Below are 13,597 nucleotides of genomic sequence, written 5' to 3' on the forward strand. Positions count from 1 at the left end.
AGACCTTGGCTGGAAGAGAATATCCATTGGAGAGAACCAGAAATATTGGTATTATGGCTCATATCGATGCTGGTAAGACAACATTGACAGAGCGTATTCTGTATTACACTGGTGTTAACTACAAAATTGGTGATACTCATGAAGGTACTGCTACCATGGACTGGATGGAGCAGGAGCAGGAAAGAGGTATTACAATTACTTCAGCCGCTACTACATGTCACTGGACTCTGGAAGAAAAGACAAAGCCGAAAAAAGGTGCTTTGGAACATCGTATCAATATCATTGATACCCCGGGCCACGTTGACTTTACAGTAGAGGTTGAGCGTTCACTTCGCGTACTTGACGGTGCGGTGGGCGTATTCTGTGCTAAAGGCGGTGTAGAACCTCAGTCAGAAAACGTATGGCGTCAGGCTGACACATACAATGTACCACGTATGGCCTTCATCAATAAAATGGACATCCTGGGTGCTGACTTTTACAACGCAGTAGAGCAGATTAAGACAAGATTAGGTAAAAATGCAATCTGTCTTCAGCTGCCAATTGGCAAAGAAGATGATTTCAAGGGAATTATCGACCTGATGGAAATGCAGGCTTATATCTACAATGATGATAAAGGTGATGACATTTCCGTTACAGATATCCCGGATGATATGAAAGACGATGCAGAACTGTATCATACAGAACTTGTAGAGAAGATCTGCGAGCTGGATGATGACCTGATGATGGAGTATCTGGAAGGTGAAGAGCCGTCCGTTGATGCACTGAAAGCAGTTCTCCGCAAAGCTACATGCGAATGTACAGCTGTTCCTGTATGCTGTGGATCTGCATACAGAAACAAAGGTGTTCAGAAACTTCTGGATGCTGTTCTTGAATACATGCCGGCTCCGACTGATATCCCTGCTATCAAGGGTCAGGACGAAGACGGAAATGAAGTTGAGAGACATTCTTCTGATGAAGAGCCGTTCTCCGCTCTCGTATTCAAGATTATGACAGACCCGTTCGTAGGTAAGCTGGCATATTTCAGAGTTTATTCAGGAACTGTAAATTCCGGTTCCTATGTATTAAACGCAACAAAAGGCAAGAAGGAACGTGTAGGACGTATCCTTCAGATGCACGCAAATAAGAGACAGGAGCTGGATAAGGTTTACTCCGGAGATATCGCTGCAGCGATCGGATTTAAGTTCTCTACAACAGGTGATACAATCTGTGATGAGCAGCATCCGGTAATCCTGGAGTCCATGGAGTTCCCGGAACCTGTTATCGAGCTTGCTATCGAGCCTAAGACAAAGGCTTCCCAGGGTAAACTTGGTGAGTCTCTTGCAAAACTTGCAGAAGAAGACCCGACATTCCGTGCTCATACAGATCAGGAAACAGGTCAGACAATCATCGCTGGTATGGGTGAGCTCCACCTGGAGATCATCGTAGACCGTCTGCTTCGTGAATTTAAGGTAGAAGCTAATGTAGGTGCACCACAGGTTGCTTACAAAGAGGCGTTTACTAAAGCAGTTGATGTAGACAGCAAGTATGCAAAACAGTCTGGTGGACGTGGACAGTACGGACATTGTAAAGTAAAATTCGAGCCAATGGATGTCAACGGTGAGGAGACATACAAGTTCGAGTCTACTGTAGTCGGAGGAGCAATTCCGAAGGAATACATCCCGGCAGTAGGCGAAGGTATCGAAGAAGCAATGAAATCCGGTATCCTCGGCGGATTCCCGGTAGTCGGACTGCACGCTACTGTTTATGATGGTTCTTACCATGAAGTCGACTCCAGTGAAATGGCATTCCACATTGCCGGATCCCTGGCATTCAAGGATGCGATGAAGAAAGCTGCTCCTGTACTTCTTGAGCCTATTATGAAGGTAGAAGTAACTATGCCGGAAGAATACATGGGAGATATCATCGGTGATATCAACTCACGCCGTGGACAGATCGAAGGTATGGATGATCTGGGCGGAGGAAAGATCGTACGTGCACACGTACCGCTTTCCGAAATGTTTGGCTATTCCACAGACTTACGTTCCAGAACACAGGGACGTGGTAACTACTCTATGTTCTTCGAGAGTTACAAACCGGTTCCGAAATCTGTTCAGGAAAAAGTTCTGTCAGGAAAAAATGAATAATTCCCGCGTATTTTCTTTGAAAAAGTGCGAAAAAGGCTTGAAAATCAAGGGGATATGAAATATAATCAGAAATAGCCGAGTAAACTGAAAAATCATGAAAAATGCCCGAAAGGGCGGTTGAATAAGGAGGACATTCAAAATGGCAAAAGCTAAATTTGAAAGAACAAAACCACATTGTAATATTGGTACCATCGGCCACGTTGACCATGGTAAAACAACTCTTACAGCAGCTATCACAAAAGTTCTTTCCCACAGAGTATCTGGTAACGCAGAGGTTGCATTCGACAACATCGATAAAGCTCCGGAAGAAAGAGAACGTGGTATCACAATTTCTACAGCTCACGTTGAGTATGAGACAGAGAAACGTCACTACGCTCACGTAGACTGCCCGGGACATGCTGACTACGTTAAGAACATGATCACAGGTGCTGCTCAGATGGATGGAGCTATCCTGGTTGTTGCTGCTACAGACGGTGTTATGGCTCAGACAAGAGAGCACATCCTTCTGTCTCGTCAGGTAGGTGTACCTTACATCGTTGTATTCATGAACAAATGTGATATGGTAGATGACGAAGAACTTCTTGAATTAGTAGAGATGGAAATTCGTGAACTGCTTGATGAATATGAATTCCCGGGAGATGACACACCGATCATCCAGGGATCCGCTCTGAAAGCTCTGGAAGATCCAGACGGAGAGTGGGGAGATAAGATCATGGAGCTGATGGATGCAGTTGATTCTTATATTCCAGATCCACAGCGTGCTACAGATCAGCCGTTCCTGATGCCTGTAGAGGACGTATTCTCTATCACAGGACGTGGAACAGTTGCTACAGGTAGAGTAGAGCGTGGTACACTGCATGTATCCGACGAAGTTGAAATCGTTGGTATCCATGAAGAGAAACAGAAAACAGTTGTAACAGGTGTTGAGATGTTCCGTAAGCTGCTTGATGAGGCACAGGCTGGTGACAACATCGGTGCTCTGCTTCGTGGTGTTCAGAGAACAGACATCGAAAGAGGTCAGGTTCTTGTTAAACCAGGTTCTGTAACATGCCATACAAAGTTTACAGCACAGGTTTACGTTCTGACAAAAGATGAAGGTGGACGTCATACTCCATTCTTCAACAACTATCGTCCACAGTTCTACTTCAGAACAACAGACGTAACAGGTGTTTGCAACCTGCCGGACGGTGTTGAAATGTGCATGCCTGGTGACAACGTAGAAATGTCAATCGAACTGATTCACCCAGTTGCTATGGAGCAGGGACTTCGTTTCGCTATCCGTGAAGGCGGACGTACAGTAGGATCAGGACGTGTTGCTACAATCATTGAGTAATCATTGATAGGAGTAATATAAAAATTCACCCTCAGAAAGTTATGCTTTCTGAGGGTTTTTGAATTTGCAGCGCTGGCTAAAAGGAGGGATTTCCATGAAAATCGCACAGATACAGTCCCGTGTTTATAATGATAAGAAGAAAAATGCAGAACAACTGAAGCTGTATCTCGAAAAAATAAAATCGGAGAGACCGGATCTTGTAATGCTGGGGGAAATGTTTAACTGTCCCTATGAGACAAAGCAGTTTCCGCTTTATGCAGAGGAAGAAGGCGGGGAAACATGGAAGATGTTAAGTCATCTTGCAAAGGAATACGGGATTTACCTTGCAGCAGGCTCTGTCCCGGAAATTGCAGAGGGGAAGATATACAATACTGCTTATGTCTTTGACAGAAATGGGAAGCAGATCGCGAAGCACAGGAAAGCGCATCTCTTTGACATTCAGGTCGAGGGCGGTCAGCATTTTAAGGAATCAGAAATATTGACGGCGGGGGATAAGTGTACGGTATTTTCCACAGAATTTGGAAAAATCGGACTCTGTATCTGTTTTGACTTCCGTTTTCCGGAGCTGGCAAGGATGATGGTACTTAGGGGAGCGAAAATGATTCTGGTTCCGGCGGCATTTAACATGACCACAGGACCGGCGCATTGGGATGTAATGTTCCGCGGCCGGGCTGTGGACAACCAGTGTTTTGTGGCAGGTACTTCCAGTGCAAGAGATACAGGAGCCTCTTATGTTGCCTGGGGGCATACCCTTCTGGTATCTCCATGGGGAGATGTCATTGAAGAGATGGAGGGAGAAGAAGGATACATTATCCATGACGTTGATCTGAAAGAAGCAGATAGTATCCGCAGGCAGCTGCCGCTTCTTTCGGCGCGCCGGACGGATATATACCAGAGCGAAAATGGAGCAGAATTTTAATGATAAAAAATTAACGAAAAAATCGAAAATATAAACTGCATATTTGGATAGTTTTCATCTTGCTTTTTGAATAAAAAGTTCTATAATAAAATTAAATTGATAAATAATTAACAATAAAAATTGTAGGAGGGTGTTACTATGGCAAGATTAAGACTGATGCGTGCTCCGCAGAAATATGTGCAGGGAAAAGATTCTCTTTTGAGTTTCTATGAAGAGATGAAAGAGCTGGGAAACAAATGGCTGTTTATTTGTTCAAAAAGTGGACATAAAATGTGCCATGACAAGATTGAAAAAAGTTTCGGCACTGCAGATGACAGCAGGTGCTATGAAATCTTTGGCGGTGTTTCCAGTGTCGGTGAAATTGAAAAAATGAGAGCGATTGTCCGTGAGAAGGGGATCAATGTTGTAGTTGGCGTGGGCGGAGGTTCTGCAATAGATACGGCCAAGGCAACTGCTTACTATGAAAAGCTTCCGGTTGTCATTGTTCCTACTGTTGTGGCAACAGATGCCCCCTGTACCGGCCTTTCTGTTATTTATAATGACGATGAGACTTTTAACAGTTATCTGTTTTATCCGAAAAATCCGGAGGCAGTTATTGTGGATAGTGATATCATTGCCAAGGCGCCCGTGAGATTCCTGGTTGCCGGAATGGGAGATGCTCTGGGCACTTATTTTGAGGCCAGGGCCTGCCAGAGGACAGATGCCCCCAGTCTGGAATTTGGAGGAATTACAAGATCGGCTATGGCTCTTTGCGGTCTGTGTTATGAAACATTGAAAGAATACGGGGCAGCGGCAAAACATGCCTGCGAAAATCAGGTTGTTACTCCTGCTCTGGATGCGATTATCGAAGCGAATGTATATCTGTCCGGTGTCGGTGCAGATAACGGCGGTCTGGCTGTAGCTCATTCCTTCTACAATGGACTGACAGCTCTTGGCGGACACAGCGCTCCGCATGGAAATTGTGTGGCATATGGCACTTTGGTACAGCTTGTTCTGGAAGGAGCATCCAAAGAAGAATTTAAAGAAGTGCAGGATTTCTGCATGGAAGTAGGGCTTCCGATTACTCTGGAAGAGCTTGGAGTTACAAAGAAAGAAGAAATTGAGGTAATTGCGAAGAATGCATGTGCAGAGGGAGAATCCATCCATAACATGGTAGCGGATGTAACGCCGGAGCAGTTATATGATGCGATTGTTGCGGCAGATTCTCTTGGAAGAGCCAGAAAATAAAGGAAATAAAATTCCGGCTGTCAGGAAGACGGCCGGAACTGTATACGGGGAATGTACTGTGGAAGGAGTTTCCGGCGCAGTGCATTCCTTTTTATATTTGTGCCAATAAACACACCTTGAGATTTGCCGGATGATTCGAAACCAGTGAGACTGTAGCGCATATCCACGGTATCAAAACGAAGATGGCACTGTCCTGTATTAAGGATCCCTTTTGACCGGCAGATGTCTCCAAATTCTCCCCGGACAAGCTGCTCTAAAAAGAGAAGAAGAGCAGAGCTGTTTTCCAGAGAAATGCCGGATAGAGTGAAGCTGTCAAAATCAGACTTGGCCTCTCCTTTGTTTTCTATTATATTTCCGCTGAAGTCCGTTTCCAGAAGACTTTCCCACCAGGAAGAGTCAAGATAAGAATAACGCTGGACCTGTATCCTGGCATCCGGTGCTGTCTTTTGAACTTTTTGGACAAATTCGGCGGTCTCTTCAGGTATATGGAAGTTTCGTTTGGATATTACAATGGTTCCGGCAGATTTCAATTGATCTTGAAAAATTTCCTCATAGTCATGCATATAGCGGTCAAAGCAGTTGGCATCCAGAATAGTCACGGGGCGAAGCAGAGTGATACGCTCATATTCGATCTGCCGGATATTCTGGATGACATTGCTTAACATACCGACGCCTGTAGGTTCCACAATGAGATACTCCGGATCCAGAGTGTTGGCAATGGTCAGGATGGAAGATGCGAAATCTGCTTTCATGGTGCAGCAGATACATCCTTCTGTCATTTCCCAGATATTCAGTTTTTCGTTATCCTGGAGAAAGGTTTCATCCATATTTGTCTCGCCGTATTCGTTTTCCATGACAACAAAATCACGGTCCAGTTTGCGGGACATCTCTTTTATAAAGGTGGTCTTTCCGGCGCCAAGAAATCCGGATACGATCAGTATCTTCATGTGTTATAATCCTCCATGGGGCAGTTAATCTTCGATTTTTACAACTGGTTTGATCAGATCCTTCGGTTTGTCACGCATCATGAACAGAGCTTCTTCCAGATGTTCCCAGCCTTCAAATACATGAGATACAAGAGGATGCACATCAAGTTTTCCGGCAGAGACAAGTGCGCCCAGTTTTTCCATACGGAGACGTCCGCCCGGCATCAGTCCGCCGTTGATCTGTTTGTGTCCCATGCCGACGCCCCACTCGGCGCGGGGGATGTTTACATAGGTTCCGCTTCCGAGATAATTTACATTTCCGATTTTTCCGCCTGGTTTCAGGGCTTTAACGGCTGATTCAAAGGTTTCGCATCCGCCTCCGGCAACGATCACTTTATCTACGCCTTTTCCTCCTGTCATGGCAAGAACCTGATCTTCGATGCTTCCATCTTTATAACTGATAAAATCAACAGCGCCGTATCCTTTGGCTGCTTCTACACATGCCGGGCGTGTGCCGACTGCAATGATCCTGGATGCGCCTCTTAAATTTGCTCCGGCAACTGCCATAAGGCCGACCGGGCCGATTCCGATTACAAGAACGGTATCTCCAAACTGTACGTCTGCCAGTTCTACGCCGTGGAATCCGGTAGGAACCATATCAGACAACATACATGCGTCTACCGGAGTAATGTTGTCAGGCAAAAGTGCGAGATTGCCGTCGGCATCGTTTACATGGAAATATTCGGAAAATACGCCGTCTTTAAAGTTGGAGAATTTCCATCCTGCAAGCATTCCGCCGGAGTGCATGGAGTATCCTGCCTGGGCTTCCAGAGAGTTCCAGTCAGGTGTAATGGCCGGAACAAGAACACGGTCTCCGGGTTTGAAATCCTTTACAAGAGAGCCTACTTCTACAACTTCAGCACAGCATTCATGCCCAAGTATCATATTGTGACGTTCTCCGATGGCGCCTTCCCAGAGAGTGTGAACATCGGATGTACAGATGGCAACTGCCAGTGGTTTGCAAATGGCATCCAGTGGTCCAAAGTCAGGTTTTTCTTTTTCGATCCAACCGGATTCCCCGATTTTAAGCATTGCATAGCCTTTCATATCGTTCCCTCCTTTTACTTTTTGAAATTGATAATTTATCTCATTATAACAGGACGCCTATGAAAAGTAAATAAAAAACAGAAAATTAACAATAATTTATTAAGTTTGTAGAAAATATATCAAATACAATCTAATATTTTGAATATATAAAGAAAAATGTGACAGATAATCCAGCATATAAGGGAGAATCCGACTGTAAGATAGAAGAGTATTCCAGCCAAAAGAGTATAGAGATTCAGACAAGTAAGGATAACTGGAAGAAGGCAGATAAATATCATGAGCATGGAATAAGGAAGCCGCCCGAAGGAAAGAAGAAAAGAATTTTTTATAACAGCAGACAAAGAGAGAGTATAGCGGGCAATCAAAGCATAAGCATAAAGGCTTATAGATATGACAAAAAATTCTATAATGAAGAGAAAAACAAAAAGGATATTGCCAAGAAACGCAAGACCCATTTGCCGGATGATCAGAAAATCAGCGGTCAGGATCAGCTGAAGAAAAAGAGAACCAAACCAGAGAGCAGTTCCCTGTTTGAAATTGTTTTTAAAAGCATAAAAAAACTCCCGGGCAATATAACTTTCATTTTTTTGAATGAGTTTAAACATAACAGAATAGAGGGCGGCAGTAGAGGCGCCCATAGTAAACAGCGGAATGGAAAAAATAATCCAAAGTATATTGAGAAGAAAAAAATCGGTTATGCGGGAAAGAAAACGAAAAATAATGTGATCTGTTATGTTTTTCAAAATATACACCTCTCAGTTCTTGCAGTAGTTCCCTGGGATTTTATGGGTGACGTTATGATGTCGGCGGCTTGCTCAGCGCTGTGCACTTCCAAAATCCTGTCCTGACATCGTATATATTATATCATAAGTAAATAAAACTTGCACAACTTGTTTTAAGACGTTATAATATGAATGAGTAGGAGGTGGGAAGATGGAAATTATGAATAGTGGGAGCAGTCAGCCCTTATATTTACAGTTAAAGGAACATTTGAAAAGACAAATAGATACCGGAGAGCTGAAGCCGGGAGACAGGATATTGTCAGAGGCGGGTTTGGTAAAAAAGTATAATTTGAGCAGAGTGACTGTAAGAAGGGCGATTGAAGAGCTTGTGAAAGCAGGATATTTGATCAAAATACAGGGAAAGGGGACGTTCGTTTCCCAAGTAGCAGAATTTGAAGCTGTAAAGAACATCCGCAGTTTTACAAAAATATGCCAGATGCAGGGACATGATACTATTGCGGATGTGAGGCGTGCGGAATTAACTGAGGGAACAGAGGAGTTGTGCAGCTTTTTAAATCTGTCTCCGGGATCACAGGTTATGCTGATAGAGAGAGTACGAAAAGTGGACGGTGTTCCGGTTGTTCTGGAAAAAAATTACTTTCATCCCTTTTGTGAGTTCTTAAAAATGGAGGATCTGACAGGTTCGCTTTATGAAATTCTCATTGAAAAATATCATATATTTCCTTCCAAAAAAGGATTGAATAAGGTAGAAATTGCCAATGTCAATAAAGAGGAAGCAAAACTTTTGAAGATTACAGAAGGAATGGCTGTTATTAAAAATCATGTCCATGTATATGATGAAAATGACAATCCTGTCCATGTAGTAGAAGAACTGGTCAGAGTAGACCAGCCGGAAATTTTCAAGTACTATTTATAGAGAAAAGAAGAAACCAGCAGAGAAGCGCTTGTATGGGCGCTTCTTTTTTGTTCTGATCGAAGATAAATAGAAAGGAAATAAAAAAGAAGTGGTATTATTTTTCTGAAAATTTATTGACAGAATGGTATTGGGTGATATTATATAAAATAAAAGACGTCTTAATACATATTAAAGGAGGAGGAACAGTGAACATTCCAGAAATTGTAAGTGACTTGAAGAAGAGAAGCGAAAAGAAAGATACCCCTATCAGAAATGTTTATTTCATTGCCTGCGGAGGATCCCTGGCTGGAATCTATGCAGGGAAGTATCTGCTGGAGAGGGAATCTAAAATTTTCAATGTAGAGCTTTATAATGCCAGTGAATTTTTACTGACAACACCAAAGGCATTTGATGAAAACTGCCTGTGCATATGCAGTACATTGAAAGGGACACCGGAAGTAGAAGAAGCAATTCGTTTCTGCAAGGAAAAGGGTGCTTACACAATCGCAATATGTGGAGAGGGTAATGAGGAGACAACAAAATATGCAGACTATGTGATACGTTTTGAATCCATTGGAGAAGTGACGACACCTATGATGAAAACGAATGTGACTTTATCACTCTGGGTATCCTTTGAATTGCTGAAACAGTTTGAAGACTATGCATATTATGATGAGGCGATGAAGGCCTTTGATGTCCTGGAAGATCTGGCAGAGAGAATCCGAAAATATGTAAACAATGGAAGAACGGAAGAATTTGCAAAAAAGCACAGAAAGGAGGATGTGATTTATGTAATGGGTGGAGCGCCGGCCATGGGAGTTGCTTATGCCACCTCTATCTGCAGTCTGATGGAGATTCAGTGGATTCATTCGCCGACTGTAAATTCAGCAGAATTTTTCCATGGTCCGTTCGAGACTTTGGATAAAAATCTTCCGATGGTTCATTTGATCAGTGATGGAAGAAGCCGGGAGGAAGACTTAAGATGCCAGAGATTTATGGAAAAATTCGGAGAAAAGATTACGGTGATCGATGCCAAAGAGTTAGGAATTGACATTCTGGGAGACAATGTAAAAGAGTACTTCAATCATGTACTTCTGGACTGTGCCTGGAGAGAATATCTGACAGCCCTGGCGATTGAACGTAAGCATCCGAAAGAGACGAGAAGGTATATGTGGAAGATGAAATATTAGTTTTTCAGGGAAGACAGGGGAAGATATATGCCAAAACTGTTGGGAATCGGAATTAATACAATGGATATTTACCGCCATGAAAAAAGAATGTATCCTGGCGGGAATGAATTTAATATTGCATATCATGCCGCAAAGAATGGTACACAGGCTGCATTTATGGGAGTTTTCACCAGGGAGGATCCTTTGAGCCTGATTTTGTATCATACACTAGAAGAGGCAGGTGTGGATTTATCTCATTCTCACTTCCAAAAGGGGACAAGCGGATTTGCTATCGTGGATCTGGTAAAAGGCGACCGGGTGTTTGTTGACTGGAACAAAAAAGGAGTTACTGATCTTTATCCATTTGTGTTCACACCGGAAGAAATAAGCTATATTAACACATTTGATATTGTATGTCTGAGCAGATGTGCCCGGGTAGACAATCAGAAAGTAGTCAAGCTTGCCCAGAGTGGAGCTGCAATATCTTATGATTTCTGTGATGATTATACAAAGGAAGACATAATCTGCCTGTCTCCCTATTTAAAATTTGCCTTTTTATCGGGAAGTCACCTAAGCGAGACGGAGGTCAAAGATCTGTTAAGGGAGATAACAGCCCGAGGAACGGAAACGGCAGTTGCTACAAGAGGAGAGAAACCTGCCATCGCATTCGACGGGAAGGAATTTTACTATCAAAAACCTATGGAAGTAAAGGCTGTTGATACGATGGGAGCGGGAGATTCTTTTATCAGCAGATTTCTGACGGCATATCTGGATGTCGGGAAGAACGGGGAAAATGCAGATAAAGGCGCAAAGATAAAGAATGCGCTTTCAAAAGCGGCGTCTTTTGCGGCAGAGATTGTACAGAAACGCGGAAGCCTGGGAGTTGGATACGAAATGACAGAGGAACAAACAGAACGTATACTACAGACGCTTAAAGGAGGAAAAGTATGAAGAAGAGATATGTATCACTTTTTTTAGTTGGAGCAATGACTCTGGGACTGCTGGCAGGATGCGGAAGCTCTGAAGAAGATAGTGGAGATAAAATTACGATCAATTTTTTGAACAAATATCCGGAAGAAGAATATGTCAAATATTTTGAAGAGGCAGTGGCGGATTATGAAGAGGCAAATCCGGATGTAGATATTGTCATGGAGAATGTCAGCGACCAGGCGATTAAGGATAAATTAAGTACAATGGCAGCAGGTGGAGAAATGCCGGATGTATTCTTCTCCTGGTCGGGCGAATATTGTAAGAAATTTGCCCGTTCAGAACTGGCTTTAGATCTTACATCTTATCTGGAAAATGATACCGAGTGGAAAGACGGCTTTCTTCCGGCCTTTTTGAATAATAGTACATTTGATGGAAAGACATATGGTATCCCATTCAGAAGTTCTGTCATGTATATGATTTACGATAAAGAGATTTTTGAACAGTACAATTTGGAAGTACCGGAAACTTATGATGAATTTTTAAATGTATGCCAGACTCTGCAGGATAATGGCGTGACTCCGATCGGATTTGGAAATTCACAGACATGGTATTCTGCCTGGTGGATTGGAACATTTAACGCACAGATGGTAGATCCGGAGACCTTGAATGCCGACTACAATCCGGAAACCGGACAGTTTACTGATACAAGGTATCAGGAGGCCATTCAGATGCTTCTGGATTTAAACGATAACGGATATTTTGGCAGCAATGTAAATTCCAAGGATTATTATCAGGTTCGTGAGGAGTTCTGCGCGGGACAGGTTGGAATGATCATGGACGCTACAGCACAGTTTTCTATTTATGAAGAAGCAATGGGCGATAATATGGGATATTTCAAATTCCCAACGGTTACTGAAGGAGATGGTGATCCGGGAACGACAACAGGTGGAGCGGAAGTTTACTGTGTATCCGCGAAATCAGAACACCCGGATGAAGCGGTGGACTTTATCAAATTTATGACAAGCAAAGAACAGGCGATCAAGCAGACAGAGGAGTCCGGACTTCCGAACTGCGTTATCGGAGGAATTACGGAAGAAAATGCCAGCGCTAATCTTGTGGAGGCCTATGAGACAGCAGAAAGTCTGACTAATATTGCAGACTGGCTGGATACAGCAGTGGAAGCAAAGGTGGCAGACCAGTATATGACATCTGTACAGGAAGGTTTCAGTGGAAAATCGGCAGCGGATATTATGGCGGATGTACAGAAAGTAGCTGCAGAGGTTGCAGAAGAGAACTAAATGTAATCAGAAAACCCGCAAACAAAGAGGGGAGGTGCTCATTTGACAAAAAACCAGAAAAAGACATTGATGATTTATCTGGGACCGGCAGTCCTGATCATTGTTATTTTTCTGTATTTGCCAATTATCCTTAATTTTATTAACAGCCTCTACTCGTGGGGAGCAATCAACACGGAGAAAGTGTTTGTGGGATTGGAAAACTATACGCGCTTATTTGAAGACGAAGTTTTCTATACAGCATTGAAAAATAATTTTCTGTTTGCAATATTTTCAGTTATTTTTCAGATCGGGGTATCTTTTCTGATAGCCAGTGTGCTGGAAAGTAAACTGATCCGAAAGCACCAGACGTTTTTCAGAACAATTTATTTTATTCCCTCCCTTTTAATGGTGACTGTAACGGGAATTTTGTTTAAGATGCTGTTTAATCCCACATTGGGGCTTGTCAATCCGCTTCTGGATCTTTTGGGAATTAATTCGGCCAATGTGGATCTTCTGGGTAATTCTGACACGGCTATTTATGCGGTTATAGCAATGTCGCAGTGGCAGTATATCGGATATACAGTGATCCTGTTTATTGTTGCAATGCAGAATATACCGGAAGATCTTTATGAGGCGGCGGAAATTGATGGGGCAAATGCAGTGCAGAGACTGCTTCGTATTACGCTCCCGCAGATGAAAGATACTATTATGATCAACATGATCATTGTGGTAAGTGGAAGTATAAGGGTGTTTGATGAAGTATATGTTATGACATCAGGCGGACCGGGGACATCCACAGAGACTTTGGCGACATATTTATACCGAACCGGATTTAATAATGATGAGATGGGCTACGCTTCAGCAATTGGCGCGGTCATCTTTCTCATCACCTTTATCCTGGGAATATTCCAGTTAAAAGGATATAGTCTGGATGAGGATTAGGAGGAC

12 protein-coding genes are annotated in these 13,597 nt (G+C 43.0%); 9 read left to right on the forward strand and 3 right to left on the reverse strand.

What is annotated here, in order from left to right; all coding sequences use genetic code 11:
- Nucleotides 1-5 precede the first annotated feature (5 nt).
- The 4 genes from fusA to R2J37_RS02615 all read left to right on the forward strand — a co-directional run bounded on the left by fusA (nucleotide 6) and on the right by R2J37_RS02615 (nucleotide 5,602).
- On the forward strand, nucleotides 6-2,123 hold the full coding sequence (gene fusA, locus R2J37_RS02600) for an elongation factor G (protein ID WP_256194074.1): 2,118 nt from the start codon (nucleotides 6-8) through the stop codon (nucleotides 2,121-2,123).
- Nucleotides 2,124-2,262: 139 nt separating this feature from the next.
- Complete coding sequence (gene tuf / locus R2J37_RS02605; RefSeq protein WP_316266153.1) at nucleotides 2,263-3,456, forward strand: elongation factor Tu; 1,194 nt, start codon at nucleotides 2,263-2,265, stop codon at nucleotides 3,454-3,456.
- A gap of 94 nt (nucleotides 3,457-3,550) precedes the next feature.
- Nucleotides 3,551-4,375 (forward strand): carbon-nitrogen hydrolase family protein, encoded by an 825-nt coding sequence (locus R2J37_RS02610; RefSeq protein ID WP_316266154.1) that lies wholly within the window; start codon nucleotides 3,551-3,553, stop codon nucleotides 4,373-4,375.
- 138 nt (nucleotides 4,376-4,513) lie between these two features.
- The gene (locus R2J37_RS02615; RefSeq protein WP_230107206.1) at nucleotides 4,514-5,602 is read left to right on the forward strand and encodes a glycerol dehydrogenase; all 1,089 of its coding nucleotides are present in this window, start codon (nucleotides 4,514-4,516) and stop codon (nucleotides 5,600-5,602) included.
- Nucleotides 5,603-5,622: 20 nt separating this feature from the next.
- Here R2J37_RS02615 and R2J37_RS02620 read toward each other — a convergent pair whose 3' ends face one another.
- The 3 genes from R2J37_RS02620 to R2J37_RS15265 all read right to left on the reverse strand — a co-directional run bounded on the left by R2J37_RS02620 (nucleotide 5,623) and on the right by R2J37_RS15265 (nucleotide 8,273).
- Nucleotides 5,623-6,549 carry a GTP-binding protein gene (locus R2J37_RS02620; RefSeq protein WP_316266155.1) on the reverse strand — a complete coding sequence of 309 codons (927 nt, stop codon included), beginning with the start codon at nucleotides 6,547-6,549 and terminating at the stop codon, nucleotides 5,623-5,625.
- Between the two features lie 24 nt (nucleotides 6,550-6,573).
- Nucleotides 6,574-7,635 carry an NAD(P)-dependent alcohol dehydrogenase gene (locus R2J37_RS02625; RefSeq protein ID WP_316266156.1) on the reverse strand — a complete coding sequence of 354 codons (1,062 nt, stop codon included), beginning with the start codon at nucleotides 7,633-7,635 and terminating at the stop codon, nucleotides 6,574-6,576.
- Nucleotides 7,636-7,754: 119 nt separating this feature from the next.
- The gene (locus R2J37_RS15265) at nucleotides 7,755-8,273 is read right to left on the reverse strand and encodes a DUF624 domain-containing protein (RefSeq protein WP_416387399.1); all 519 of its coding nucleotides are present in this window, start codon (nucleotides 8,271-8,273) and stop codon (nucleotides 7,755-7,757) included.
- 295 nt (nucleotides 8,274-8,568) lie between these two features.
- On the opposite strand from R2J37_RS15265, the gene R2J37_RS02635 reads away from it, so the two are divergent.
- From R2J37_RS02635 to R2J37_RS02655, 5 genes are all read left to right on the forward strand, one after another.
- Nucleotides 8,569-9,294: a GntR family transcriptional regulator gene (locus tag R2J37_RS02635; RefSeq protein WP_256194086.1), complete on the forward strand. Its 726-nt coding sequence runs from the start codon at nucleotides 8,569-8,571 to the stop codon at nucleotides 9,292-9,294.
- Between the two features lie 185 nt (nucleotides 9,295-9,479).
- The gene (locus R2J37_RS02640; protein ID WP_256194088.1) at nucleotides 9,480-10,463 is read left to right on the forward strand and encodes an SIS domain-containing protein; all 984 of its coding nucleotides are present in this window, start codon (nucleotides 9,480-9,482) and stop codon (nucleotides 10,461-10,463) included.
- Nucleotides 10,464-10,490: 27 nt separating this feature from the next.
- On the forward strand, nucleotides 10,491-11,393 hold the full coding sequence (locus R2J37_RS02645) for a PfkB family carbohydrate kinase (RefSeq protein ID WP_256194089.1): 903 nt from the start codon (nucleotides 10,491-10,493) through the stop codon (nucleotides 11,391-11,393).
- On the forward strand, nucleotides 11,390-12,670 hold the full coding sequence (locus R2J37_RS02650; protein WP_316266158.1) for an ABC transporter substrate-binding protein: 1,281 nt from the start codon (nucleotides 11,390-11,392) through the stop codon (nucleotides 12,668-12,670). The genes R2J37_RS02645 and R2J37_RS02650 overlap by 4 nt, the downstream gene beginning before the upstream one ends.
- A 42-nt stretch (nucleotides 12,671-12,712) precedes the next feature.
- Nucleotides 12,713-13,591, forward strand: a complete 879-nt coding sequence (locus R2J37_RS02655; protein ID WP_256194091.1) for a carbohydrate ABC transporter permease — start codon at nucleotides 12,713-12,715, stop codon at nucleotides 13,589-13,591.
- Nucleotides 13,592-13,597 lie beyond the last annotated feature (6 nt).

This window comes from Claveliimonas bilis (genome assembly GCF_030296775.1).
In the GTDB taxonomy this organism is placed as follows: domain Bacteria; phylum Bacillota; class Clostridia; order Lachnospirales; family Lachnospiraceae; genus Claveliimonas; species Claveliimonas bilis.